This window comes from Rhodococcus sp. DK176, assembly GCF_038447315.2.
Classification (GTDB): domain Bacteria; phylum Actinomycetota; class Actinomycetes; order Mycobacteriales; family Mycobacteriaceae; genus Rhodococcus_F; species Rhodococcus_F jostii_A.
Genome location: NZ_CP118321.2, coordinates 2901600 through 2926222, shown reverse-complemented (window position 1 = coordinate 2926222; position 24623 = coordinate 2901600). Strand labels below are relative to the sequence as shown.

Here is a 24623-nt window from a genome sequence, read left to right as displayed (position 1 = left end):
TATGTCTCATGAGCCATACGGATTCTGGCGCCGACGCTGGTCAGCGAGGAATCTGCCGGGCGGTCGAACCGCTGTCTCGACAGGCTCGTGAGACGTCGCCTACCGGCCGATTGTCAGGGACTGGCCCCACGGTCTCGAGCACAGGGTTTAACGGTGGTATCGGTAGAGCGGTTCGGCGACGCAGACGGGTTTGTCGGTGGCGCTGCATTCGACGGTGGCGGCGACCACGATTTGGACGCCGCCGCCGATGTCCTGGGCCGAGATTATCTCGGCGTTGAGCCGGACCTTCGATCCCGCGGGGACCGGGGCGGGGAACCGGACCTTGTTCAGGCCGTAGTTCACCGCCAGGGAGGTGCCCTGAACGTCGAGAACCTGTGCGAACATGACGCTGAGCAATGACAGGGTGAGGTAACCGTGGGCGATGGTACGGCGGAACGGGCTTTCCGTGCTGGCCCGTTCCGGGTCGACGTGGATCCATTGGTGATCGTCGGTGGCGTCGGCGAAGGTGGCGATTCGGTCTTGGGTGATCTCGAACCAGTCACTGGGGTTCAGTGTGGTGCCGATGAGGGTTGTCAACCCGTCGACGGTGGTGGTGGTGGGCATGGTGGCTACTTTCGGCGCGATGGGCTTGCGGGGTGTGGTGCGGTCAGGTGATGGTGATGCCGCCATCGACGGCGAGGGTTTGTCCGGTGACGTAGCCGGCGGCGTCGGAGGCGAGCCAGACAAGGGTGGCGGCGAGTTCGGCGGCATCGCCGGTGCGCCCGAGCACCATTCGTGACGCGAGGCTGTCGAGGTAGCCGTCGTGATATTGGTCGGTCATCTCGGAGGCGAAGAAGCCCGGGGCGAGCGCGTTGACGCGAATTCCCTTGCGGGTGCCCCATTGTTGGGCGAGGTCTCGGGTCAGACCGATGATTGCGGCTTTGCTGGCGCTGTAGGCGGCCTGGGGCAGGCCGGCGGTGGTGAGCCCGAGGACGCTGGAAATGTTGACGATGGAACTGCCGGGTTGCATGACCTTCCCGCACGCCTGGGCGGTCCAGTAGGAGCCGCCCAGGTTGATGTCGATCACCGAGCGGAACTGGTCGGGGGTTTCGCGGGTGGCGGGGTGGGCGCTGGCGACGCCGGCGTTGTTGACGAGAACGTCGACGCGGCCGAACTCGGTCATTGCCGCGTCGACCAGGGCGGCGCACTGATCCGGATCAGCGATGTCGGTGGCCACGGGCAGGGCCCGTCGGCCGGTGGCACGGACCAGTGCGGCTGTGTCGCCGAGTTTTTCGACGCGACGAGCCGCGAGGACGATGTCCGCGCCGGCCTCGGCGAGGGCCTTGGCGAAGGCCACACCGAGACCGGACGAGGCGCCGGTGACGATGGCCACGCGGCCGTCGAGGCGGAATTTGTCGAGCACACTCATGTGGGATGCCTCCTGGGTCAGAACCAGTTGGGGTTCATGTCGAGAGTGGTCCGGTCTCCGCTGGCCAAGAGATCGAGTTGCGGGCCGACCTTGGGTAGCTCGTGGGTGTAAAAGTAGCGGGCGGCGTGGCGCTTTCCGTCGTAGAAGTCACCATTCTTACCCTCGGTGGCGATGAGCTGTTCGAGCCACATCCACGCGATGACGGTGTGTCCGAACGCTTCCAAATAGACCGATGAGTTCGCCAACGCGGTCGTCGCGTCACCGGCCGCCCACAAGGCGGCGGTGATGTCGACGATCCGGTTCCAGACGGTGTCGAGGGCGTCGGCGTGACCGGTGGCGTCGCCACCGAGGGACCGAGCCCGCGCGATGGTCGCGGCGATCTTCGATCCGAGTAACCTCAGCCCGGCACCGTCTTGCATGGTGACCTTGCGGCCCAGCAGATCCAGACCCTGGATCCCGTGCGTGCCTTCGTGGATCGGGTTCAATCGGTTGTCGCGGTAGTACTGTTCGACGTCGTAGTCGCGGGTGTAGCCGTATCCGCCGTGGACCTGGATCGCGAGGCTGTTCGCTTCGAGGCACCATTGCGAGGGCCAGCTCTTCGCGATCGGGGTCAGCACGTCGAGGAGCAACGTCGCCTGGTCGCCGGTGGCCGCGTCGAGCGCAGTGTCCTGTTCGTCGACCAGCCGTGAGCAATACAAACCCAGGGCGAGGGCCCCTTCGACATAGGACTTCTGGGCCAGCAGCATTCGGCGGACATCGGCGTGATCGATGATCGGAACCGGTGGGGCGGCGGGGTCCTTGGCGCCGAGAGGGCGGCCCTGGGTCCGCACCCTCGCGTAGTCGAGCGACTTGCGGTATCCCACGTAGCCGAGGGCGATCGCGAGGAGTCCGACACTGATCCGGGCTTCGTTCATCATGTGGAACATGTAGGACAGGCCGCGGTGTTCTTCGCCGACCAGGAAGCCGACTGCCCCGGCATCGCCTGCGGGGGTGTGGGTGCCGTCACCGAAGACGAGCAGGGTGTTGGTGGTGCCGCGGTTGCCCATCTTGTGGTTGAGACCCGCGAGGGTCACGTCGTTGCGTTCGCCGAGCCCGCCGTCGGAGCCGGGGAGATATTTGGGCACGATGAACAGTGAGATGCCCTTGACGCCGGGGCCACCGCCCGGGGTCTTGGCCAGGACTAGGTGCACGATGTTCTCGGTGAGTTCATGGTCGCCACCGGAGATCCACATCTTGGTTCCGGTGACCCGGTAGCTGCCGTCGTTCTGGCGGACCGCGCGGGTGGTGATGTCCGCCAACGATGATCCGGCCTGCGGCTCGGACAGGCACATGGTGCCGAACCAGCGGCCCTCGAGCATCGGACGGACGTAGTCGTCGATCTGCTGCTCGGTGCCGTACTCGGCGAGCAAATTTGCGTTGGCGGTCGTCAGGAACGGATACGACGAGGTGCTGGCGTTGGCGGCCTGGAACCAGGCCATCGCCGCTCGCGCCACCGTGGTGGGCAGCTGCATCCCGCCGACGCTCTCGTCGAATGATCCGGCGATCAAGCCGGCCGCCGCGTAGGCGTCGAGTGCCGTCTTGACCTCCGGGATCATCTCGACGGTGCCGTCCGGGCGCATGGTCGGCTCGTGCGCGTCGGCCTTCTTGTTGTGCGTGGCGAAATGCTTGTGCGCGAGGTCCGCACTGAGATCGAGTACCGCGTCGAACGTGTCCTTCGAGTGTTCGGCGAACCGTTTGCGGGAAGTCAACGAGACGACGTCGAGCCATTCGTAGAGCAGGAAATCGAGATCGCGGCGAGACAGTACATCAGTCATGAGAATCAGTTCCGTTCAAAGGTGGGCTCGCTCAGATGGAGATGCCGCCGTCGACCGGGAGGACGACGCCGGTGACGTAGCCGGCTTCCTCGGACGCGAGGAAGCAGATGGCGTCGGCCATCTCGGCGGGGTCGGCGAACCGCGAGATCGGACCGGTGACTTCGGCGATCTTCTCCTTCGGAATGGAGGCGGTCATCCGGGTCGCGGCGTTCGGGGAGATCGCATTCACGGTGACCCCGAAAGCGGCGAGCTCTTTCGCGGCGGTCTTGGTGAACCCGATGATCCCGGCCTTGGCGGTGGCGTAGTTGGCCTGCCCACGGTTGCCGTGCAGTCCGGTGTAGGAGGTGATGTTGACGACCCGCCCGAATTCCTGGCTCCGGAAGTGCGGAACACAGGCCCGGGTGAACCGAAACGTGCCGCCCGCGTGGACATTGAGGACCTGGTCCCAGTCCTCGTCGGTCAGCTTCCACAGCACCTTGTCGCGCAGGATCCCGGCATTGTTGATCAGAATGTCCACCCGCCCGGTCTCGGCGATCACGGTAGAGACAACGTTCTCGACGTCACCGGTGTCGCTGACGTCGGCGGGGATGCCGATGGCGCCGACCTCGCGGGCGGCCTTGTCGAGTTCGTCCTTGTCGAAGTCGACCATGAACACGGTCGCCTTGGCCTCGGCGAAGTGGCGGGCCAGGGCCTGGCCGATGCCGCGGGCGGCGCCGGTGACGATGACCGATTTGCCGGTGAAGTCGTACGTGATGTTGCCCATCGAGGTTTCCTGTCTTTCTTCTCAGCTGAGGCGTTCGAGGACCATGGCCATGCCCATACCGCCTCCGACGCACATGGTTTCGAGGCCGAACTGCTTGTCGTGGGTGGTCAGGTTGTTGAGCAGGGTGGCGGTGATGCGGGCACCGGTCATGCCGAACGGGTGACCGAGGGCGATCGCACCGCCGGACACATTCAGCTTGTCCTCGTCGATCCCGAGTTCCCGCGCCGACCCGAGCACCTGCACGGCGAACGCCTCGTTGATCTCGACGAGGTCGATGTCGGAGATGCCCAGTCCCGCGATGGCGAGGGCACGCTTGGACGCCTCGATGGGGCCGAGACCCATGATCTCCGGCGACAGACCGGACACCCCGGTGGACACGATCCGGGCGAGCGGGGTCAACCCGAGTTCCTTGGCCTTGGTGTCGGACATGATCACCAGGGCGGCGGCACCGTCGTTGAGCGGGCACGCGTTGCCGGCGGTGACGGTGCCGTCCGGGCGGAACACGGGCTTGAGCTGGCTGACGGCCTCGTAGGTGGTGCCGGCGCGGGGGCCGTCGTCCTTCGTCACGACGGTGCCGTCGGGCAGGGTCACCGGGGTGATCTCCCGGTCGAAGAAACCGGCGCCGATGGCCTCCTCGGCGCGGTTCTGCGAGCGCACCGCCCACCGGTCCTGCTCCTCGCGGGTGATGCCGGTGATCTGCGCGACGTTCTCGGCGGTCTGGCCCATCGCGATGTAGGTGTCGGGGACCAGGCCTTCCTCGCGGGGGTCGACCCACTGCTGGCCGCCCTGGGCGAGCTTCTCGGTGCGGGTCTGCGCGTCGGCGTACAGCGGGTTCTGGGTGTCGGGCAGCGAGTCGGAGTTGCCCGCGGTGAACCGGGACACCGTCTCGACGCCGGCGGAGATGAAGACGTCGCCCTCACCGGCCTTGATGGCGTGCAGTGCCATGCGGGTGGTCTGCAGCGACGACGAACAGTACCGGGTGATGGTGGTGCCGGGGATGAAGTCGTAGCCGAGCTGGACCGCGACGTTGCGGCCCATGTTGAACCCCTGCTCGCCGCCGGGCAGGCCGCAGCCGAGGATGAGGTCGTTGATGTCGGTGGGGTCGAGGGCGGGCACCTTGTCGAGTGCCGCCTGGACCATCTGCGCGGCGAGATCGTCCGGGCGCATGCCCTTGAGCGATCCCTTCATGGCGCGACCGATCGGGGAACGGGCGATGGAGACGATGACGGCCTCGGGCATGAGGAACTCCTGGGTGCGGGTCGCCTGGCGACGGTGATGGAAGGCTATGTAGCCAAAAAATATGCAACCGCATATTTTCTATGCGCTTGCATATACTGACGGTGTCGGCGGAGACCTGTCAACCCCCGCCAACCGAGAGGCAACAGTGCGATGGATGCATCACTAACTGCAGCGGTCGGCGAGCTGGGTACCTCGAAAGCCGCTGCGCGGATACGCGCCGCGGCCATCGAGGTGTTCGCCGCCAAGGGGTACGGCGCCACCACTACCCGGGAGATCGCCGCCAGCCTCGACATGAGTCCAGGAGCGGTCTACCCGCACTACAAGACCAAGGAATCCCTTCTCTACGCCATCAGCCTCGAGGGCCACCATTCGGTACTGGCGGCCATCACCGCCGCTGATTGCCCCGACGTCGCGGCACCCGACCGGCTGACGTCGACCGTGACGGCCTACGTGATCTGGCACGCCGACAACCGCGCCAGCGCCCGGGTCGCGCAGTACGAACTACGCTCGCTCTCGCCCGAGCACTTCGCCATCATCGCGGACATCCGCCGGTCCACCACGAAGGTGTTCAAGCGAATCATCGAAGCCGGCGCAACGGCAGGCGACTTTCATCCCCTCGACATCGAGGCCGCCGCGCTGGCTATCACGTCGCTCGGCGTCGATGTCAGCAGGTGGTTCCCCTCCCACGCCTACTCCGACCCAAGCATTATCGCGGCTCGCTACGTCGAACTTGCCCTTCGCATGGTCGGGTGCGGCGACCGGCAACCCCGCGACAAGCCTTCGTGACACATGTTGCTGGACTGCAGGATTCGAGAACGTCTGTCACCGAAGTTGGCGAGACCTGCGCCGGAGAACAGCCCCGCCGCGGCGTCCGCCTAGATCTCGCGGTGCTCGCCGTAGTCGGTGTCGTCGACCGGTCCAGCCGCTATGCCGAACCCGCCGGCGATGAAGGAGCGGTTCATCCCTCGGCTCCGCGGATCGTTGACATGAAAGCGATCGTTCTCTATCGTTCGAGAAGCGGCACTACGGCAGTTTGTTCGAGCGCATCCTGCGCGAGGAGTACCTCGCCGGCCGCGAATCCAGCCTCGTCTGAAGGAGAGCACTACATGAGCACGCTTGCAGGAGACCTGGCGCGCGCGTTGGGCGATGTCGAAGCGATGCAGCAGCTGTATTCCGACGACATCCGCTGGACACTGCCTGTCACCCTGGGCCGGATCGGCGGTACCCATGAGGGCAAGGACGCCGTCATCAAGTTCAACAAGATTTCCCTTGCGGCCTACAGCAAGTCCGCTGGCTTCAAGGTCGACATCCATCACGAATTCGGTGACGGCGAGTTCAGCGTGGCCCGTTTCACGTGCCGCTCGACCGTCTCGGCGACCGACGAGACCTACGAGAACGAGTACGTGCTCTTCGCGCGTGGGCGTGACGGCAAGATCACCGAGGTCGTCGAGCACCTCGACACGCTCAAGGTCATGCACTACGAGGGACTGCGAACCTTCCTTCCGCGTATCCCGGGGGTCGTCGTCTCATGAGTGTGGTGAACCGGACGTGGCGCGTCGCGGGCATGCCCAGCGAACATCTGGAGACCTCCCACTTCTCGTTCGAGACCGAGGACCTGCACGAGGCGGGCGACGGGCAGGTGTTGTGCCGCGTGCTGTGGATCTCGATGGACGCGGCGCAACGAGCGTGGTTCCAGGCGGCCACGTATCGTGCTGCGATCCAGGTCGGCGACGCCATGCCCGGGTTTTCGCTCGCCCAGGTGGTGGATAGTCGCTGCGACGATTTCGCGGTCGGCGACATCGTCGCCGGTGATCTGGCATGGCAGGACTACGTCGTCGCCGAGCCGAACACTCTGCGTCGGATCGTGCCGAACCGTCCGCTGTCCAACTACCTCAGCGTCTTGGGAATCACCGGCCTGACCGCCTACTTCGGCCTGCTCGACATCGGTGAGGCCAAGCCGGGGGAGACCGTCGTGGTCTCCGGGGCGGCCGGGGCGACGGGCACCCTCGTCGGGCAGATCGCGAAGCTGCAGGGGTGTCGTGTGGTCGGCATCTGCGGGAGCCCCGAGAAGCAGGAGTGGCTCACCTCCGAGCTCGGATTCGACGCGGCGGTGAGCTACCGTGACGAATCGTTCCGGAAATCGCTGCGCGAAGCATGTCCCGACGGCATCGACGTCTTCTTCGACAACGTCGGCGGCACGACGCTCGACACCGTTCTCGGGTCCATGGCGTACCGCGGACGCGTCGTCTGCTGCGGTGTCGTCTCTCAGTACGACACCACCACTCCCGTGCGCGGTGCGCGCGGCGTCCCCGGCGTGCTGATCATCAAGAGCATCACGATGCGCGGATTCTTGGTGATGACAGACTTCGCCGATCGGTGGGACGAGGGGCTGAAGGTGCTGGAGGGGTGGCTCGACGACGGTTCACTGAAGGTCCGCGAGGACACCCTCGAGGGACTCGAGAAGGCGCCGGAAGGCCTCATCGGGCTTCTCAACGGGAACAATGTCGGCAAGCGAATGATTCACGTGGCCGACCCGTCCTGACTTCGAGCAGGCGGGATCGGCGAGATGATCGAGCGGTGGTTGACACCGCGAGCTTCGCGACGCCGAAACACCGCGGCGGACTGGCGTCGTGACCGAGCCAGTCGGCCGCGGTGTCTTGACCAGCCGATCGTCGGCGCCGGCCGTGTGCGTCGGCTCGAAATTGGGTGGGGCCCTCGCCTTCACACCTTGCGGGGGCGCGACCAAATAAATTGAATAGCCTCCCGCGGCCCGAGTAGATGGTTTCCGTCCATGAATTCACACGAGCATCGCCGATGGCTTCAGAGGCGACATGCCGCATGGGTCGAGGTCGACCGCAAGCATCGCGACACCGACGCGGAGTTCCTCATCGAGTTCGCCAGTAGGTGGGCTCCATACGGGGGCCCGAGCGACGAAGAGATCCTCGTTCACTTCGGCCTGACAAGGCCCCGCTTCATCGAGCGTTTGTGGCAAATCATTCCTGAATCCCACTGCGCTCACGAGGAGAAGCTTAAATTTGCGAACGTATACCCGCGTCGGCGTCACCTGCGAACAAACACTCGTCCACGCTGAGTGGTGTGCAGTCCACTCTGGAACCGTGCTCGTCGCACACGAACGCGACGGAGCCGTGAACGATCTTCGGGTCGACCTCCCGCCCGGCTACCCGTTCAACGATCCTGAAGTCGCCCAGTTCGGCGTGCACAACGCGGTCATGCCGTAGACGCCGATGGTGATCTTCGGTCGAACGGCCTACGCTGGATCTTCACGGCAAGCGCAACATGCCCTCACCGCTACACGCAGAGGAGCTGATCGCACATGACGGGGACTGTAGAGGCCACGTCAGACTGGTCGCCACTTCAGTGAGCCGCGTCGTCGACGCGATAACCCGCGGGTAACGTGTCCGGCACCTGGTCGTTGCTCAGGCTGTGCGAGTGGAGTGTGTCATGGCAGTACGGTCTGGGAATGGACCGTCCGGTGTTCCAGCGGAGCTGACCAGTTTCGTCGGCCGCCGGACGGAGGCTGCTGAGGTACGGACACTCCTATCGACTGCGCGGCTGGTGACTCTCGCCGGCGTAGGTGGCGTCGGGAAGACGCGGCTAGCGCTGCGGGTGGCAAGCGACGTCCGCCGCGCCTTCCCCGACGGGGTCTGCCTGGTCGAACTGGCAGCCTTGAAGGATGCGGCCCTGTTGCCACACACCGTGGTGAACGCACTCGAGTTGCTGGAGCAGTCCACGAGGCCTCCCATAACCGTCCTGGCGGACCATCTACGCGGTCGGCAGATGCTCCTGATCATCGACAATTGTGAGCACTTGCTGCAGGCTGTCGCTGACCTCGCTGAGCTTCTGCTCAAGATGGCACCGGAACTGAAGATCCTCGCTACCAGCCGGCAAGCCCTCCGGATCACTGGCGAGCACATCTATCTTGTCCCACCTCTCCCAGTCCCAGACCCGAGAGCTCCGCACACACCTGGCATGGCTACGGGCTTTCCGGCAGTTTCTCTGTTCGCCGACCGAGCCTCGTCGGCAGTGCCCGGCTTCACCATCAGTCCTGCCAATGAAGCGGCAGTCATTCGCCTCTGTCACAGGCTGGAAGGCATCCCGCTCGCGATCGAGCTGGCCGCCGTCCGACTGCGCGTGCTGGATGTCTCGGACCTTGCAAATCGGCTCGACAGCAGGTTCGAGTTACTTCTTTCGGGGAGCAGGAGTGCACCGAAACGGCACCAGACCTTAAAGGCACTAATCGACTGGAGCTACGACCTCTGTGCCGTGCGCGAGCAGGAATTGTGGGCGCGTGCCGCAGTTTTCGCAAACGGCTTCGGACTCAGTGCCCTCGAAGCCGTCTGTGCGGACGAACAAATTCCCCCCGAGACCATTCTCGACACGGTTGCCGAGTTGACCGAAAAGTCAATCTTCGTGCGCGAGGAGCATGGGGGACGCGTCCGTTTCCGCATGCTCGAGACCATTCGAGAGTACGGGCAGGCTCGGTTACGTGAGAGCGGATCCGAACCGGTGTTTCGCCGCCGCCATAGGGACTGGTGCCTCCAGCTGGTGGAGCAAGCCGCCACCGAATGGTTCGGCCCACTACAGGAGGACTGGGCGAGTGTTCTTCAGGACGAGCACGCGAACCTGCGTGGCGCACTCGAATACTCCCTCACGGAGCCAAGCGAGATCGGCGTCGCCCTTCGCATGGCTGGTCTTCCTTGGTTCATGTGGCTCGCTCTCGGATTCATGACTGAGGGTCGCCACTGGATCGAACGGGCCCTTCAAGCAGACAAGACGCCCAGCCACGAGCGCGCCTGGGCCTTAGCGACCTGCGGTTACATCACAACCCTCCAAGGGGATACGGAAGCCCAAGCAGCGCTTCTCGCGGAAGCCCATCGGCTTGCCGTGGAACTCGACGACGATGCCGCTCGCGCCTACGCGACGCACTTGCTCGCAATGCAGGGCAACTTCAGTGGCGAGCTCGCAGCCGGGATTCCGCTTTTCGTCGAAGCCCTGGAACGCTACGCCGCCGTCAACGTACCCCAGGACTACCCCAATTCACTTCGCATTCCACTGGCCATCACGTACTTGCTGCTGGGCGAGTTGGACAAGGGCTCGGCCGTGGTCGACGAACTCGAGCGGCTGTGCAACGTAGCCGGCGAACGCTGGCTCCTCTCGTATGCGAAATGTGTCCGCGCCTTCCTCCACTTGCTGAGTGGCCGCCTAACGGAAGCAGAGACACTTCTGCTTGAAGCACTGAGAGTCCGGCGGCCCATCCACGACATCTTTTGGCGTGCGATGGCTTTAAACTTCCTTGGTTGGGTCACCGTCGCGAAGGGCGATTGCAAACGCGCAGCAGTGATTCTGGGCGGCGCCGACACGCTCTGGCAGACTATCGGTGCGCCGTTATTCGGATCAATCCAACTCCAGGCCCGGCGCCGACAATACGAGGCTACCGCAAGAAAGGCCATCGGCGACGACGCGTTCGACAGCGCCTTCAAGCGGGGACATGGCCTAGACGGAAACGCTGCGGTGGCATTCGCCTTGGGCGAACCCCTCCGCGAGCGGCAACGGGCCGGCGCAGGTCGCTCCGAAGCGGAGCCAGACCCCAGCGAGCTTACCCGGCGCCAGCGTGAGGTTGCCGAACTGGTGACGGACGGATTGACAAACGGTGAGATCGCCTCACGGCTCTTCATTTCTCCGCGTACCGCCGAAGGGCATGTGGAAAATATCCTGACCAAGTTGGGCTTCACATCCCGTGCGCAGATCGTGAACTGGTTGGCAGCACAGCGTTTCGCATCGATCAACGACTCCCGCTAGCTGCTCGCGTAACCGCCCGCTGAAATGGCACCGGCATCGGGGGCGCGACGAGCGCACGCAATTGATACTGCAACGACTGTTTGTGATGTCGATGTTTGGAGTGGCTGGCGCGCGCTCCGGCCTGGCTGGCGCGGCGCCGAAAGAAAGTCAACATTAAGGAGACCGACTGTGTAACGTGCCTACTGGCACCTCGTGGACCTGCTATGGATCGTGCTGTTCCCCTTGCTGTATCTACTGCCGGGGTAGAGCCATGTTGGTGATGCGTCAGCGGGTGACAGCAGTCTGGGCGCTGTTGCTGGCAGCTACCTGCGCCTCCACGTGGCTGTTGTCGAAGGATGCCTTCAGTCCGACCATCGCTGTCGTCGGCACTTTCCTGATCGCTGCCGTGAAAGTCCGGTTCGTGATGCTGGACTTCATGGAGCTGCGACATGCGCCGCTGCCGGTACGGGTCGCGTTCGAGGATGGATCGTGCTGGTGACATGTCTGATCCTCGGGTTCTGGTTCGCCACTCCGGCGATCCCCGGCTGACAACGCATCTACGGTCTATCCCACGGCTCGTGGCCGCATGGCGACGTTCCCTCGCAAACCGACTCCTTCGCAGCTTCTCCAAGCGCCTGCGAAGGAGTCGGTTTGCGCCGGAGACAGGTTGCGGTGCTGCGGATTTCACGTCTTCGGGCGCTGGCGTGCCGATCCCGACGGGTCGAGCCCGCGGACCTCGGCCTCGTCGGGACCCGGTCCGTCGCGCGGCGGATGTGGGGACGACAAGCCCCTTCCCGCGATAGAGAGCGCTTGCTATAGTGCGATGATGACCACCTCCCCCCTGCCCCGAATCCGTCAAGCCGTACTTGTTGCCCGTGACCGCGAATCTGCCGTCAAGGCGCTGCGGGCTCAGCTCCCACTCGGTGACCCGTTCAACGATCCCGAGGTCGAACAGTTCGGAGTTCACAACGCGGTCATGCCGCTCGGTGACACGTTCGTCGAGGTGATCTCACCGTTCGAGGAGCGAACCGCGGCCGGCCGCCATCTCGATCGGCTGGGCGGTGACGGCGCCTACATGGTCATGTTCCAGGTCGACGACATCGCCGCCGCCCGCACGCGAATCGACCAGCTCGGATTGCGCACCGTCTACGACCTGGAACGCGACGGCGATACCGACATTCATCTCCATCCCGGCGACGTGCCGGGCGCGATCGTGGCGATCGACTCGATGAAGTTGCCGGAGTCGTGGCGCTGGGCCGGCCCGAAATGGATCGCAACGGCACCGGCCGAGCTCGGCCCGGGCCGTGTGACCGGAGCGACGGTGACCGCCCGCGAGCCCGCTGCGCTCGCGAAGACATGGGCAGCCGTACTCGGCGTGGACGCCGTTGGTGACCGGATCGCGCTCGACGGCGGCGAGCTCCGCTTCGTCCAGGGCGAGCGCGACAACATCGCCGCCTTCCACATCGCCGGAGTAACTGCCGACGCCTCGATCGGCGACTTCCGCTTCGTGTACGTGTGAACCCGGCCGCGACATGAGAGTCGAGGAGCTGGGGCTCACGCCGCTGACCCGGATCGGCTCGACGGCGGTCACCGGCCTCTCCCTGGAAAAGCTCAACGTCAACGGCGGCGCAATCGCCGTCGGCCACCCGTTCGGCATGGCCGGAGCCCGCATCGCCACCACGCTCATAAATTCCCTGCAGTGGCACGACAAGCGCTTCGGCGTCGAGTCCATATGTGTCGGTGGCGGTATGGGCATGGCCATGGTCATCGAACGTCTGAAGTAAGAGGAACTGACATGAACAAGCGTTTCGAGGGTAAGACCGCGATCGTCACCGGAGCGAGCCGTGGTATCGGGCTCGCCATCGCCGAGCGGCTGGTCGCCGACGGCGCCCGCGTCGTCATCACGGCGCGCAAGAAAGAGGCCCTGGACGAGGCCGTGACCCACCTCGGCGGTCCGGATGTCGCGCTCGCCGTCGCGGGCCGCGCCGACGACGCGGACCACCAGGGCGACGCGGTGCGGCAGGCGGTCGAAACCTTCGGCAGCATCGACTTCCTGGTCAACAACACTGGGATCAACCCCGTGTACGGTTCGCTCGTCGACCTCGACCTGGCGGCTGCCCGGAAGATCGTCGAGGTCAACTGCATCGCCGCGGTCTCGTGGGTCCAGCAGGTCCACAAGGCCTGGATGAAGGAGCATGGCGGCGCGATCGTCAACGTCTCCTCGCTCTCCAGTATTCGTACGGCACCAGGCATCGGGTTCTACGGCGCCAGCAAGGCGATGCTGAACTCGCTCACCGAGTTGATGGCGGTCGAACTCGGCCCGGACATCCGGATCAACGGGGTCGCTCCGGCGGTCGTGAAGACGCGGTTCGCCACGAAGCTGTACGAGGGCCGCGAAGACGCAGTCACCGCGGCGTACCCCCTCGCGCGGCTCGGCGTACCGGAGGACATCGGCAGCGTCGTCTCCTTCCTGCTCTCCGACGATGCCGCATGGGTCACCGGACAAACCGTCGTCGTCGATGGCGGCGTCAGTCTCCAGAGCATGGGTGAGTGAGCCGGTGCGAGAAATCGATGCGGTCCTCTTCGACTACGGCGGCGTGCTCACCAGTCCGGTAAAGCACTCGATCGCCGGCTGGCTGGCAGCGGACGGAATCGAGCCCGAGTCGTTCTCGCACACGTTGCGCGCCTGGATGTCCCGTGACGCCGCAGACGGTACGCCGGTCCACCGGCTGGAGACCGGTGCGCTCCCGGTCGCGGATTTCGAGGCTCTTCTCGCAGCCGAGCTGCGGACCACTGACGGGCGCGCAGTCGCGCCGGACGGGATGCTCGGCCGGCTGTTCGCGGGCATGCAGGCCGACTCGGCGATGTTCGGGCTGGTCGAAGACCTGCGCGAAGCCGGTCTCGAGGTCGGCCTTCTCTCCAACAGTTGGGGCAACACCTACCCGCGCGCACGGATCGACGAACTGTTCGATCCGGTCGTGATCTCCGGCGAGGTGGGACTGCGCAAGCCCCACGCCGCCATCTACGAGCTGGCCCTCAACAAACTCGGCGTACCCGCAGACCGGGTGCTCTTCATCGACGACGCCGAGCCCAACGTGTTCGGTGCGCGGGCAGCCGGCCTCCAATCCATGCTGCACATCGACCACGCGTCGACGCGCGCCGCCCTGGCCGAACTGGTGCCAGGCCTCAATTCCCACCCCACAGGAGTCACCGCATGACCACACCCACCACGACCCGGACCGCCATCGTGACCGGAGCCGCCCGCGGCATCGGCGCCGGTGTCGCGCAGCGCCTCGCCGCCGACGGCCTCGCCGTTGCCGTCCTCGACCTCGACGAGACCGCCTGTAAATCAGTTGTGGCCGAGATCGAGACGAGCGGGGGCCGGGCACTTGCGGTCGGCGTCGACGTCGCCGACGAAGAGGCGGTCCAGGCCGCGGTCGAGCGGGTCGCCGCCGAGCTGGGCGAGCCGACCGTGCTGGTCAACAACGCCGGCATCCTCCGCGACAACCTGCTCTTCAAGATGACCACCACCGACTGGGACGCGGTGATGAACGTCCACCTGCGCGGCGCCTTCCTCATGACCCGTGCCGTGCAGAATTACATGACCAAGGCGAACTGGGGTCGCGTGGTCAACCTGTCGAGCACCTCCGCGCTCGGTAACCGGGGCCAGGCCAACTACGCCGCAGCCAAGGCGGGGATCCAGGGCTTCACCAAGACGGTGGCCATCGAGCTCGGCAAGTTCGGCGTGACCGCCAACGCCATCGCGCCGGGATTCATCGAGACCGAGATGACCAAGGCCACCGCGGACCGGATAGGCGTGCCTTTCGACGACTTCAGGACCGTCTTGGTCAAGGAGATCCCGGTCGGGCGCGCCGGCCAGCCCGCCGACGTCGCGCACGCGGTCTCGTTCTTCGCCAGCGAGGGCGCCGGCTTCGTGTCCGGTCAGGTGCTTTACCTAGCGGGCGGGCCGAAGTCATGAGAGTCTTCGACGGCATCGCCGACCTCGAGAAGGCCGCGGGCACGCACCTCGGTCACTCCGAGTGGCACACAGTCAACCAGGACCAGATCGACGCCTTCGCGGCGGCGACGGGCGACCACCAATGGATCCACGTCGACCCGCCGAAGGCGGCCGAGGGGCCGTTCGGATCGACCGTCGCGCACGGCTTCCTCACACTGAGCCTGGTGCCGATGCTCACCTGGCAGGTCTACAAGGTCGAGGGCGTCAAGATGGGCGTCAACTACGGCGCCGACAAGCTCCGCTTCCCCTCACCGGTGCCGGTCGGCTCGCGCGTCCGGGCGGGCGTGGAGCTGACCTCGGTCACGCCGAACAAGCTGGGCTACCAGGTTGCCACCCGGGTGACGATCGAACGGGACGGCGGCGACAAGCCGGCCTGCGTCGTCGACATGCTCGCGGTCGTGGTGCCGTGATGGCGACCGCGCAAACGCCCCTCGGCCTCGATCTCGACGTCCTCGGCGCGTGGTTCGCGTCCGAAATCCCGGGCTCCGGCAGCGATCTGCGGGCGACCCTGATCGCCGGCGGGAGGTCCAATTTGACCTACATCGTGACCGACGGCCGGCAGGAATGGATCGTCAGACGGCCACCGCTCGGTCATGTACTCGCGACCGCCCACGACATGAACCGCGAGTACCGGGTCATGTCCGCGCTCCAGAACACCGGGGTACCGGTCCCACGGACCTTCGCGTTGTGCACCGATCCTGCGGTGCTGGGCGCGGATTTCTACGTCATGGAGCGGTGCGCCGGTACGCCGTACCGGACGGCGTCCGAGCTCGAACTACTCGGCACCGAGCGGACTCGTACGATTTCCGAACGCCTCGTGGACACGCTCGCCGCGCTGCACGCAGTCGAGCCGGCGTCGGTCGGGCTCGGCGACTTCGGGCGCCCGCAGGGGTTCCTCGGCCGCCAGGTCGCCCGCTGGAAGAAGCAGCTCGACGCGTCCTACACCCGTGACCTGCCCGCCGCCGACGAGCTCTACCGCAGACTCGCGGAGTCGGTGCCGAACGAGTCCGCTGCGGGCATCGTGCACGGCGACTTCCGGCTCGACAACGTCCTGGTAGACAACTCCGATCAGGTGGCCGCCGTCCTCGACTGGGAGATGGCCACGCTCGGTGACCCGCTGACAGATCTGGCGTTGATGCTCGTCTACTTCCGACTCGATGCAGACGCCGGCAGCGACTCGGCGGGCAATGTGTCGACTGCGCCCGGGTTCCTCGACGAGCGTGCGGTGATCGAGCGGTACTCACGCAGCAGTGACCGCGACCTCTCCGGGTTCGGCTTCTATCTCGGCCTCGCGGCCTTCAAGCTCGCCGCGATCATGGAGGGCATCCACTACCGCCACCTCCAGGGCCAGACCGTCGGCGACGGCTTCGACGGGATCGGCGAATCGGTCCACCTGCTGCTCGACGCAGGACTCAACGCACTGAAGGAGAACACGTGATGGGCTTCCAGGATCTCGAGCACCGCTTGACGTGGGAACACCCGACGCACCTGTACCTGAAGAAGGCGAAGGCCGACCAGGTCGCGGTCGGCACCGCAGGCGCACACCGCGCCGGCCTCGTCGACCTCCCGGTGGGGGAGGCGCGATGATTGTCGGAGTGCTGAAGGAGGCGCGTGCCGGGGAGACTCGGGTCGCGGCAACGCCGACGACCGTCGCCGCGTTGCAGAAGCTCGGCTACCAGGTGGTGGTCGAGCCCGGTGCCGGCGAACCTGCCGGCTTTACCGACGGCGCGTACGCCGAGGCGGGCGCCGAGCTGAGGGATCCGCTGGCGGCCGACGTGGTCATCGGGGTGAACCCGCCGACGCTCGCGCAGCGGGACCGGTTGCAACCGGGAGCCACGCTGATCGCGATGCTCAACCCGCGGCTGGACGACGGAATCGTCGCGGACCTGGCGCAGCGCCCGATTACGGCACTGTCGATGGACGCCGTGCCGCGGATCTCACGCGCACAGTCGATGGACGTGCTGTCCTCGATGGCGAACGTCGCGGGCTATCGCGCCGTGGTGGAGGCCGCCCACGAGTTCGGCCGGATGTTCACCGGGCAGGTCACCGCGGCCGGCAAGATTCCGCCCGCACGGGTCTTCGTCGTCGGAGCGGGCGTCGCCGGACTCGCCGCGATCGGTGCGGCGTCCGCCATGGGCGCGATCGTCCGTGCTTTCGACGTGCGCCCCGAGGTGGCCGAGCAGGTCGCGTCGATGGGCGCGGAGTTCGTCGAGATCGACTTCGAGGCCGAGGTCAGCGCCGACGGTTACGCCAAGGAGATGACCGCCGAGCAGGAGATCGCCACCGCGGCGATGTACGACGAGGAGGCGCGTGCGGCAGACATCGTCATCACCACCGCGCTGATCCCGGGTCGCCCCGCCCCGAAGCTGATCACCGAGGAGACCATCGCCGCCATGCGCAACGGCTCGGTGATCGTCGACATGGCTGCGGCCAACGGCGGCAACGCCGCGTTGACGAAGACCGACGAGCGCGTCGTCAGCGACAATGGCGTCCGAATCCTCGGCTACACCGATTTGGCAGGCCGGCTCGCCGCCCAGGCGTCACAGTTGTACGGCACCAACATCGTCAACCTGCTCAAGCTGCTCACGCCCGGTAAGGACGGGGAGCTCGTCCTCGACTTCGATGACGTCGTGCAGCGTGGCATCACCGTCGTGCGGGACGGCGAGTCGACCTGGCCGCCGCCGCCCGTGCAGGTCTCGGCCGCACCGCAGGTGCCGGCCGCGGCAACCGTCCCCGCCGCCGAGCCGAAGGAGCCGATGAGCCCGGGTCAGCGGCTCGGCGTCGTCGCGGCCGCGGCTGCGGTCCTGTTCCTGTTGATCGGCGTCGCACCGGCACAGCTCCAGCTGAACCTGACTGTGTTCGCACTGGCCATCGTGATCGGCTACTACGTGATCGGGCACGTGCACCACGCGCTGCACACCCCGCTCATGTCGGTGACCAACGCGATCTCCGGGATCATCGTCGTCGGCGCTCTGCTGCAGATCGGCAAGGGTGATACCGCGATCACGGTGATCTCGTTCGTGGCAGTCCTGCTGGCCTGCATCAACATCTTCGGCGGGTTCGCGGTCACGCGTCGCATGCTCGCCATGTTTTCTAGGAGCTGACCGGCATGGACATATCTTCTGCATCCGTGGCGGCCTTCCTCGTCGCCGCCCTCCTCTTCGTGCTTACGCTCGCGGGGCTCGCTCGGCACGAGTCCGCCAAGCTCGGCAACTATTTCGGCATCCTCGGCATGGCGGTCGCGCTGGTCGCGACCACCGCGCTGGCCTTCGATGGCGGTGTCGACGGCCTCGGTGCCGTCCTGCTCGTGGTCGCGGTCATCCTCGGCGCCACCATCGGCCTCACGTTGGCCCGCAGGGTCGAGATGACGGGCATGCCGGAGCTGATCGCGCTGTTGCACAGTTTCGTCGGCCTGGCCGCCGTGCTCGTCGGCTGGAACGGCTACCTGCACGTCGAGAACCACCCCGGCGGCCACGAGTCGGCGGTGCTCGAGGCCGCCGGACTGCTCGGCATCCACAGTGCCGAGGTCTTCATCGGCGTGTTCATCGGCGCGGTCACCTTCACGGGCTCGATCGTCGCCTACCTCAAGCTCTCGGCGAAGATGAAGTCCGCGCCGCTGGTACTGCCGGGCAAGAATGTGATCAACCTCGGCGCGCTCGTGGTCTTCGCGGCCCTGACCGTGCGGTTCGTCATCGACCCGCAGCTGTGGCTACTGATCGTGATCACGGTCCTCGCGCTCGCCCTGGGCTGGCACCTGGTCGCGTCCATCGGCGGCGGCGACATGCCGGTCGTCGTCTCGATGCTCAACAGCTACTCCGGTTGGGCCGCAGCGGCATCCGGCTTCCTGCTCAACAACAACCTGCTGATCATCGTCGGCGCACTGGTCGGCTCCTCCGGTGCCTACCTGTCCTACATCATGTGCAAAGCGATGAACCGCTCCTTCATCTCGGTGATCGCCGGCGGGTTCGGCGTGGTGGCCGGACCGGCGGACGACACCGACTACGGCGAGCACCGCGAGATCCAGGCGGACGCCGTGGCGGAGCTGCTCTCCGGCGCGACGTCGGTCGTGATCACCCCGGGCTACGGCATGGCGGTCGCGCAGGCGCAGTACCCGGTCGCCGACCTCACCGCGAAGTTGCGGGCGAGGGGTGTCGACGTGCGCTTCGGCATCCACCCGGTCGCGGGGCGCCTACCCGGTCATATGAACGTGCTGCTGGCCGAGGCGAAGGTGCCCTACGACATCGTCCTGGAGATGGACGAGATCAACGACGACTTCTCCGAGACCGACGTGGTTCTTGTCATCGGCGCGAACGACACCGTCAACCCGTCCGCGGCCGAGGACCCCTCCTCCCCGATCGCCGGGATGCCGGTACTCGAGGTGTGGAATGCCAAGGATGTCATCGTGTTCAAGCGTTCGATGGCCGCCGGTTACGCCGGGGTGCAGAACCCCCTGTTCTTCCGCGACAACAGCCAGATGCTGTTCGGTGATGCGAAGCAGCGGGTCGACGACATCCTCAGCGTGTTGTGACCTTCGGGGACGTGTGACGCCGCCGAACCGATCGGGTGAATGGGGGCCCTGCAATGGGCGCTCACGCTTGAGTCGACCAGCTGCATCGAACGTTTGTGTCTGGCGGACTCGGAGTTTCGTTCGGCGTCGATCACGTCGATGGTCTTCACGATGTGGTCACGCATGGTGGTCGCATTGTCGGTCGGGAACGCGTTGTCGGTCGGGAACGCGTTGTCGGCCGGGAACGCGCTGGCGAGCGGATTGGTGATCCCGACGGTGTTGATGGGAAGTCGGACATATCCCACATGCGCTGGCTGGTCTCCTCGAGTAGCCGCGCTCCGGGCAGCCGTCACGGCTGACGCCCTGAAGTGACTCGCTGGGCTGACCCCATGAGCACCGGGTATACCGAGAATGTCAGCCGTGGGCGTGGAAGGGGGCCACCGGCCCGCCACTCGCCGTGGGATTGGCGATGGTTCTCGGCTAGCGACGGCGAGCGACGCTCACTACACGCGTTGTGGCGTTGAAGGCGGCCTTCAACGCCCGATCTGCAATCGATCCGTCGGGCGGTAGCAGCTTGATCTGGCGGGCGAACTCCATTTGGTCGTAGCGCACCGTGTTAGTGACGACCTTCCCGTCCTCGATGACGAAGTGGTCGAATCCCTCGAAGTCGATTCGCCGCCCGGTGGCGGCGATGCCGATAAAGGTGCCAACGTGCCGTCCGGTCAAGTGCCAGTGGACCAAGACGTCGTTGCCGGACTCGGCGATCGAAACCATCTCGAAGGCGAAGTCGGTGACCGCGGCGAAGACCTGGTCGAAGTAGGCGGCGAGCTCGGCGCTCCCGTGACATGTCCCGGTCGGGAAGTGCACGGTGGAGTCAGCGGCCCAAAAGAATTTGCGCAGGCTCTCGACGTCCTGGGCGTTGATGCGGTCGAAAGCCCACCGGACGAGTTGCGCGTTCGAGACGTCGTTCGGCGGAGCGATAGGGGTCGAGGTAGGGCTTGGATCGGGCATTTCTACTCCACGCACGTTGGCTGAGGCACGTTGGCGAGCAACCGTAAGGGTCTCTACTGTCAACGCTAACATCGCAGATCGTCCGACGCGTGAGTAGCCGAACTACTCGACAACGACGTCGGGACGGTGCCAACGGCCTCTACGCCATTAGACATCCGGGCTGTAAGTCGTCAAGCAGCTTGGGTGGTGCGTCGGTGGCCTCTCGGATCAGGCCGTTCCCCCAGAACCCTCGCCCTAGGCGACGACGTGATCATCTTGTGGAGATGCGTGGCCAGCGGCCCTCGTCGGCTGCCCAGCATCGTCGAAGCCCGTGTGTTGCCCCCGATACTCTATCGTGGTCTCATTTGCTTGCCAGGCGGCGATATCCTGAAGGCACATTCTCCTCCAGGTGTGGCAGGTTGCCTCATCGAGAATCGGATCGTTCAGTCCTGTTCTCGCTCTGCGGGGAGACGGTGAGGACCCTCCGATGGCCGCAGGTGATCCGTTCGAGACCCAGCGCGGCGTGGCCCACACGGTCACGGCGGAGTTGAGCGCCGAGGGATTCGAGGACGCCCACGAGATCGGCCGGGGCGGGTTCGGTATCGTTTACCGCTGCGTGCAGCCGGCGCTGGACCGCACTGTTGCGGTGAAGGTCCTCGCCGCGGACCTCGACGAGGAGAACCGGGTTCGGTTCTTCCGCGAACAGCGGGCGATGGGCCGCCTCACCGGCCATCCGCACATTGTGAGCGCACTGCATGTCGGTGCCACCGACAGCGGTCGCCCCTACATCGTGATGCCCTACCATTCGCAGGATTCGCTCGACGTCCGGATCCGCCGCGACGGCCCACTGCCGTTGGAGGAAGCACTCCGGCTCGGGGTGAAGATGGCCGGTGCCCTCGAGACCGCACACCGTCTCGGCGTCTTGCACAGAGACCTCAAACCCGGAAACATCCTCCTCACCGACTACGGGGAGCCGGCGCTCACCGATTTCGGCATCGCCCATATCGTCGGCGGATTCCAGACCGCCACCGGCACCGTGACCGGGTCTCCGGCCTTCACCGCGCCCGAGGTGCTCAGCGGCGAATCGCCGACTGAGGCCTCCGATATCTACGGTCTCGGTGCGACGGTGTTCTGCGCCGTCACCGGTCATGCCGCGTTCGAGCGCCACAGCGGTGAGCACGTGGTCGCCCAGTTCCTACGGATCACCACCCAACCGGTCCCGGACCTGCGTGAGCACGGCGTCCCCGACGACGTGTCCGAGATCGTCGGCCGGGCGATGGCCGCCGATCCGCGGCAGCGTCCTGCCACTGCCGCCGACTTCGGTGATGAACTGCGGCGGATCCAGCTCCGCCACGGCTTCCCCGTCGACGAGATGGCCCTGTCCGCGAAACAGGGCGCCTCACGGCGCGATCCGGACCCGGCCCGCGCCCAACGTGCAGGGACCACAGCGGCTCCGCCACCTCCGTCGATGGCACCCGCCGTGAGGACTCCGGTGAGTAATCTGCCGCTCGAGCTCACCAGCTTCGTTGGGCGCCGCCGTGAGTCGACCGAGGCGAAGCAGCTGCTGTCGGCTGCTCGTCTGGTGACGTTGACCGGGATCGGTGGTGTCGGGAAAACGCGTCTGGCGCTTCGGCTGGCCGCCGATGTCCGGCCGGGATTCGGTGACGGCGTCTGGTTGGTCGAACTGGGCGAGTTGCGGGACGGGTCCCTCCTGACGGACACGGTTGCCGCGGCCCTGGGGCTGCGGGATCAGCCCGCGCGACAGCTCGACGACGTGGTGGCGGAGTTCCTCGCCTCCCGGCACCTGTTGCTTGTACTGGACAACTGCGAGCAGGTGGTGGAGGCGGTCGCGGTATTCGCCGAGATGCTGCTGCGCACCTGTCCGCAGCTGCGGATCTTGGCCACGAGCCGCGAACCCTTGGGTATCGGCGGGGAGGCGGTGCTGCGGGTTCCCCCGCTGAGGGTCCCGGCCCCGGACCGCGAGCCGTCGCTGCGCGGGCTGACCGGGTACGACGCGGTGACGTTGTTCGCGCAGCGGGCCGCGGCCGCCGTGCCCGGATTCGAACTCACTGAGGACAACCGGATGGCGGTGGTCCGAATCTGCCACCAACTCGACGGCCTACCGTTGCCGATCGAGCTGGCGGCGGCACGGTTGCGGGCGATGTCGCCCGAGCAGATCCTGCGGCGGCTGACCGACCGGTACACGCTGCTGACCCTCGGCAATCGCGGTGCCCCGACACGACAGCAGACCCTGCGGCTGTCCATCGACTGGAGCCACGAGCTCTGCACATCTCGGGAACAGCAGCTGTGGGCCGAGCTGTCGGTGTTCGCGGGAAGTTTCGAACTGGATGCGGCCGAGTCGATCTGCGGCGAGGACCTAACTCCGGAGGAGTTGCTCGACACAGTGACGGCATTGGTCGACAAGTCGATCCTGATCCGGGAAGACGCCGGCTCGGCGGTGCGGTTCCGGATGCTCGAGACCCTGCGCGACTACGGCAAGGAAAAGGCCGAGCAGACCGGTATCCGTCCGGTATTGCGACGACGGCACCGGGATTGGTATCAGCACTTGGTGTTGCAGGTGGAGGCCGAATGGGTCAGTCCGCAGCAACTGGAGTGGATTGCGCGGCTCGAGCGGGAACAATCGAATTTGCGTGAGGCGATGGAATTCTGCCTGTTGGAGGAGACCGACACCGGTGCCGAGGCCGGGCTGCGGTTAGCGGCCGCCCTGTTCCGGTTCTGGCTCTCCCGCGGACTGTTCAGGGAGGGGCGGCACTGGCTCGACCGCGCCCTGGCGCATAACCCCGAGCACCCGACCGCTTCACGAGTCGGGGCGCTGTACGCCGCCAGCGTGTTCGCGGGCGTTCAGGGTGACCTTCCGGCCTCGAGGGCCCTGGTGGACGAAGCTCAGGCGCTGATCCCGCAGATAACCGACCCGCTGGTCCGCGCACGCATCACCCACGCCGACGGTCTGCTAAGTCTTGTCAGCGGCGACCTTCCTCACGCATGCACGCGTATGGAGGAAGCCCTGGAGGTGTTCGGAGCCCGCGGCGACCTGTCATCGCGGGTATGGGTCCTGATGATGCTCGGGTTGGTGTACGAATTGCAGGGAGATGTGCCCCGGGCGGTCGGCTGCCATCAGCAGGTTCTCGGCATCACAGAATCACACGGTGAATCCGTATACCGGTCCTACTCGCTGTGGGCGCTGGGAGTGGCGGCCTTGCAGCAGGGCGATCGCGGCCAGGCGGGAGAACTGCTGAAGCAGTGCTTACGGCTGAACCGGTTGGTGGACGATACGTTCACAGCCGCGATGACCTTGGAGGCTTTGGCATGGATCGCCGACACGGAGCATGGTGCCCGACGTGCCGCCATCCTGATGGGGGCCGCAGAGGCGCTGGGCCGTGCCCTGGGAAGCACCTCGGTGCTGTTCCCCACCCTGCTCGTCCGCCACGAGGACTGCGAGCGGCTCACTCGCACTGCACTGGGTGAGCGCGCATTCGAGGCGGCCCGCAGGGAAGGAGCGCTCCTCGGATTCGAGGGAGCCGTCGCCTACGCCCTCGGCGAGCGCACCGAGGCCACAACACAGCCCGCCGGTAGCAGTGCGACGGGCCTGACCAAGCGGGAGCGGGAGGTCGCAGACCTGGTCGCACAGGGCCTGACCAACAAGGCCATCGCCGCCAAGCTGGTGATATCGCCGCGCACCGCGCAGGGGCACGTCGAACACATCCTGACCAAGCTTGGGTTCACCTCACGAACACAGATCGCGGGCTGGGTCGTGGAGCATTCGCAGGACGAGCGCCCCTGACCGACCAAGCCACACACGTCAGGGTCGAGCACTGTCCTGCCGCTACGAACGCCCTGTGTGAGACTGCCGGCACCGCCGAAGTGCTCTATGGTCGACGGAAGATGACCGCCATCACGACATCGACCTCGCTGCACTCGCCGCGAGTGTTGACGGTAGCCCGTCTTCGGCGAGTTGCGGACGAGACGTGAAAGCGGCACGACAGAAACCAACCCTCAGACACGCCACGGGGTGGGGCACGACGGTAATTGCTGCGGGAACACCACCGAGTTTTGAACGTGACCGA

The 24623-nt window shown here is 65.9% G+C and carries 23 protein-coding genes and 1 pseudogene; 17 read left to right on the top strand and 7 right to left on the bottom strand.

Annotated elements, in window-relative coordinates:
• Positions 1-147: 147 nt before the first annotated feature.
• Genes PSR88_RS13835 through PSR88_RS13815 form a run of 5 tightly spaced genes read right to left on the bottom strand, consistent with a single transcriptional unit; the run spans position 148 to position 5224 of the window.
• Positions 148-603 (bottom strand): MaoC family dehydratase, encoded by a 456-nt coding sequence (locus tag PSR88_RS13835; protein ID WP_016882374.1) that lies wholly within the window; start codon positions 601-603, stop codon positions 148-150.
• Between the two features lie 43 nt (positions 604-646).
• Entirely contained in the window at positions 647-1408 is a 762-nt protein-coding gene (locus tag PSR88_RS13830) for an SDR family NAD(P)-dependent oxidoreductase (RefSeq protein WP_016882375.1), read from the bottom strand.
• Between the two features lie 17 nt (positions 1409-1425).
• Complete coding sequence (locus tag PSR88_RS13825) at positions 1426-3222, bottom strand: acyl-CoA dehydrogenase (protein WP_016882376.1); 1797 nt, start codon at positions 3220-3222, stop codon at positions 1426-1428.
• A gap of 31 nt (positions 3223-3253) precedes the next feature.
• Positions 3254-3985: an SDR family NAD(P)-dependent oxidoreductase gene (locus tag PSR88_RS13820; protein ID WP_016882377.1), complete on the bottom strand. Its 732-nt coding sequence runs from the start codon at positions 3983-3985 to the stop codon at positions 3254-3256.
• Positions 3986-4006: 21 nt separating this feature from the next.
• A complete protein-coding gene (locus PSR88_RS13815; protein WP_016882378.1) occupies positions 4007-5224 on the bottom strand; it encodes an acetyl-CoA C-acetyltransferase in 1218 nt (405 codons plus the stop codon).
• A gap of 150 nt (positions 5225-5374) precedes the next feature.
• On the opposite strand from PSR88_RS13815, the gene PSR88_RS13810 reads away from it, so the two are divergent.
• The 3 genes from PSR88_RS13810 to PSR88_RS13800 all read left to right on the top strand — a co-directional run bounded on the left by PSR88_RS13810 (position 5375) and on the right by PSR88_RS13800 (position 7766).
• Positions 5375-6010 carry a TetR/AcrR family transcriptional regulator gene (locus tag PSR88_RS13810; protein ID WP_016882379.1) on the top strand — a complete coding sequence of 212 codons (636 nt, stop codon included), beginning with the start codon at positions 5375-5377 and terminating at the stop codon, positions 6008-6010.
• Between the two features lie 320 nt (positions 6011-6330).
• Entirely contained in the window at positions 6331-6756 is a 426-nt protein-coding gene (locus PSR88_RS13805) for a nuclear transport factor 2 family protein (RefSeq protein WP_016882380.1), read from the top strand.
• Positions 6753-7766: an NADP-dependent oxidoreductase gene (locus tag PSR88_RS13800; protein WP_016882381.1), complete on the top strand. Its 1014-nt coding sequence runs from the start codon at positions 6753-6755 to the stop codon at positions 7764-7766. The genes PSR88_RS13805 and PSR88_RS13800 overlap by 4 nt, the downstream gene beginning before the upstream one ends.
• A 255-nt stretch (positions 7767-8021) precedes the next feature.
• On the opposite strand, the gene PSR88_RS13795 is transcribed toward PSR88_RS13800, so the two are convergent.
• Complete coding sequence (locus PSR88_RS13795; protein ID WP_157180158.1) at positions 8022-8243, bottom strand: hypothetical protein; 222 nt, start codon at positions 8241-8243, stop codon at positions 8022-8024.
• 97 nt (positions 8244-8340) lie between these two features.
• On the opposite strand from PSR88_RS13795, the gene PSR88_RS13790 reads away from it, so the two are divergent.
• The 13 genes and pseudogenes from PSR88_RS13790 to pntB all read left to right on the top strand — a co-directional run bounded on the left by PSR88_RS13790 (position 8341) and on the right by pntB (position 19569).
• Positions 8341-8463 (top strand): hypothetical protein, encoded by a 123-nt coding sequence (locus PSR88_RS13790; protein WP_016882383.1) that lies wholly within the window; start codon positions 8341-8343, stop codon positions 8461-8463.
• Positions 8464-8686: 223 nt separating this feature from the next.
• Positions 8687-11044, top strand: coding sequence for a LuxR C-terminal-related transcriptional regulator (locus PSR88_RS13785; protein WP_016882384.1), 2358 nt, complete (start codon positions 8687-8689; stop codon positions 11042-11044).
• Positions 11045-11303: 259 nt separating this feature from the next.
• Positions 11304-11522: a cytochrome C oxidase subunit IV family protein gene (locus tag PSR88_RS13780; protein WP_237724069.1), complete on the top strand. Its 219-nt coding sequence runs from the start codon at positions 11304-11306 to the stop codon at positions 11520-11522.
• Positions 11523-11849: 327 nt separating this feature from the next.
• On the top strand, positions 11850-12542 hold the full coding sequence (locus PSR88_RS13775; RefSeq protein ID WP_157180159.1) for a VOC family protein: 693 nt from the start codon (positions 11850-11852) through the stop codon (positions 12540-12542).
• A 10-nt stretch (positions 12543-12552) separates the two neighbouring features.
• Positions 12553-12807: pseudogene (locus PSR88_RS13770) on the top strand (acetyl-CoA C-acyltransferase); the annotation flags it as partial.
• Positions 12808-12818: 11 nt separating this feature from the next.
• Positions 12819-13577 carry an SDR family oxidoreductase gene (locus PSR88_RS13765; RefSeq protein WP_016882391.1) on the top strand — a complete coding sequence of 253 codons (759 nt, stop codon included), beginning with the start codon at positions 12819-12821 and terminating at the stop codon, positions 13575-13577.
• The gene (locus PSR88_RS13760; RefSeq protein ID WP_016882394.1) at positions 13570-14241 is read left to right on the top strand and encodes an HAD family hydrolase; all 672 of its coding nucleotides are present in this window, start codon (positions 13570-13572) and stop codon (positions 14239-14241) included. Before PSR88_RS13765 ends, PSR88_RS13760 begins: the two co-directional genes overlap by 8 nt.
• Complete coding sequence (gene fabG, locus PSR88_RS13755; RefSeq protein WP_016882397.1) at positions 14238-15002, top strand: 3-oxoacyl-ACP reductase FabG; 765 nt, start codon at positions 14238-14240, stop codon at positions 15000-15002. Before PSR88_RS13760 ends, fabG begins: the two co-directional genes overlap by 4 nt.
• Positions 14999-15451, top strand: a complete 453-nt coding sequence (locus PSR88_RS13750) for a MaoC family dehydratase (protein WP_016882399.1) — start codon at positions 14999-15001, stop codon at positions 15449-15451. The genes fabG and PSR88_RS13750 overlap by 4 nt, the downstream gene beginning before the upstream one ends.
• The gene (locus PSR88_RS13745; RefSeq protein ID WP_016882400.1) at positions 15451-16479 is read left to right on the top strand and encodes a phosphotransferase family protein; all 1029 of its coding nucleotides are present in this window, start codon (positions 15451-15453) and stop codon (positions 16477-16479) included. The genes PSR88_RS13750 and PSR88_RS13745 overlap by 1 nt, the downstream gene beginning before the upstream one ends.
• Positions 16479-16628: a hypothetical protein gene (locus tag PSR88_RS13740; protein ID WP_016882401.1), complete on the top strand. Its 150-nt coding sequence runs from the start codon at positions 16479-16481 to the stop codon at positions 16626-16628. The genes PSR88_RS13745 and PSR88_RS13740 overlap by 1 nt, the downstream gene beginning before the upstream one ends.
• A complete protein-coding gene (locus PSR88_RS13735; RefSeq protein WP_016882402.1) occupies positions 16625-18145 on the top strand; it encodes a Re/Si-specific NAD(P)(+) transhydrogenase subunit alpha in 1521 nt (506 codons plus the stop codon). Before PSR88_RS13740 ends, PSR88_RS13735 begins: the two co-directional genes overlap by 4 nt.
• A 5-nt stretch (positions 18146-18150) precedes the next feature.
• A complete protein-coding gene (pntB, locus tag PSR88_RS13730) occupies positions 18151-19569 on the top strand; it encodes a Re/Si-specific NAD(P)(+) transhydrogenase subunit beta (RefSeq protein WP_029539116.1) in 1419 nt (472 codons plus the stop codon).
• A gap of 459 nt (positions 19570-20028) precedes the next feature.
• Here the strand turns inward: pntB and PSR88_RS13725 are convergent, their stop codons facing one another.
• Complete coding sequence (locus PSR88_RS13725; RefSeq protein ID WP_016882406.1) at positions 20029-20559, bottom strand: ester cyclase; 531 nt, start codon at positions 20557-20559, stop codon at positions 20029-20031.
• 466 nt (positions 20560-21025) lie between these two features.
• Between PSR88_RS13725 and PSR88_RS13720 the strand changes: the two genes are divergently transcribed.
• Positions 21026-24340: a protein kinase domain-containing protein gene (locus PSR88_RS13720; protein ID WP_016882407.1), complete on the top strand. Its 3315-nt coding sequence runs from the start codon at positions 21026-21028 to the stop codon at positions 24338-24340.
• Positions 24341-24623 lie beyond the last annotated feature (283 nt).

Excerpts from the sequence above, each read along its gene's own strand:
- PSR88_RS13835 (WP_016882374.1), bottom strand. The coding sequence starts at position 603 with ATGCCCACCACCACCACCGTCGACGGGTTGACAACCCTCATCGGCACC.
- PSR88_RS13830 (WP_016882375.1), bottom strand. The coding sequence starts at position 1,408 with ATGAGTGTGCTCGACAAATTCCGCCTCGACGGCCGCGTGGCCATCGTC.
- PSR88_RS13825 (WP_016882376.1), bottom strand. The coding sequence starts at position 3,222 with ATGACTGATGTACTGTCTCGCCGCGATCTCGATTTCCTGCTCTACGAA.
- PSR88_RS13820 (WP_016882377.1), bottom strand. The coding sequence starts at position 3,985 with ATGGGCAACATCACGTACGACTTCACCGGCAAATCGGTCATCGTCACC.
- PSR88_RS13815 (WP_016882378.1), bottom strand. The coding sequence starts at position 5,224 with ATGCCCGAGGCCGTCATCGTCTCCATCGCCCGTTCCCCGATCGGTCGC.
- PSR88_RS13810 (WP_016882379.1), top strand. The coding sequence starts at position 5,375 with ATGGATGCATCACTAACTGCAGCGGTCGGCGAGCTGGGTACCTCGAAA.
- PSR88_RS13805 (WP_016882380.1), top strand. The coding sequence starts at position 6,331 with ATGAGCACGCTTGCAGGAGACCTGGCGCGCGCGTTGGGCGATGTCGAA.
- PSR88_RS13800 (WP_016882381.1), top strand. The coding sequence starts at position 6,753 with ATGAGTGTGGTGAACCGGACGTGGCGCGTCGCGGGCATGCCCAGCGAA.
- PSR88_RS13785 (WP_016882384.1), top strand. The coding sequence starts at position 8,687 with ATGGCAGTACGGTCTGGGAATGGACCGTCCGGTGTTCCAGCGGAGCTG.
- PSR88_RS13780 (WP_237724069.1), top strand. The coding sequence starts at position 11,304 with ATGCGTCAGCGGGTGACAGCAGTCTGGGCGCTGTTGCTGGCAGCTACC.
- PSR88_RS13775 (WP_157180159.1), top strand. The coding sequence starts at position 11,850 with ATGACCACCTCCCCCCTGCCCCGAATCCGTCAAGCCGTACTTGTTGCC.
- PSR88_RS13765 (WP_016882391.1), top strand. The coding sequence starts at position 12,819 with ATGAACAAGCGTTTCGAGGGTAAGACCGCGATCGTCACCGGAGCGAGC.
- fabG (WP_016882397.1), top strand. The coding sequence starts at position 14,238 with ATGACCACACCCACCACGACCCGGACCGCCATCGTGACCGGAGCCGCC.
- PSR88_RS13750 (WP_016882399.1), top strand. The coding sequence starts at position 14,999 with ATGAGAGTCTTCGACGGCATCGCCGACCTCGAGAAGGCCGCGGGCACG.
- PSR88_RS13745 (WP_016882400.1), top strand. The coding sequence starts at position 15,451 with ATGGCGACCGCGCAAACGCCCCTCGGCCTCGATCTCGACGTCCTCGGC.
- PSR88_RS13740 (WP_016882401.1), top strand. The coding sequence starts at position 16,479 with ATGGGCTTCCAGGATCTCGAGCACCGCTTGACGTGGGAACACCCGACG.
- PSR88_RS13735 (WP_016882402.1), top strand. The coding sequence starts at position 16,625 with ATGATTGTCGGAGTGCTGAAGGAGGCGCGTGCCGGGGAGACTCGGGTC.
- pntB (WP_029539116.1), top strand. The coding sequence starts at position 18,151 with ATGGACATATCTTCTGCATCCGTGGCGGCCTTCCTCGTCGCCGCCCTC.
- PSR88_RS13725 (WP_016882406.1), bottom strand. The coding sequence starts at position 20,559 with ATGCCCGATCCAAGCCCTACCTCGACCCCTATCGCTCCGCCGAACGAC.
- PSR88_RS13720 (WP_016882407.1), top strand. The coding sequence starts at position 21,026 with ATGGCCGCAGGTGATCCGTTCGAGACCCAGCGCGGCGTGGCCCACACG.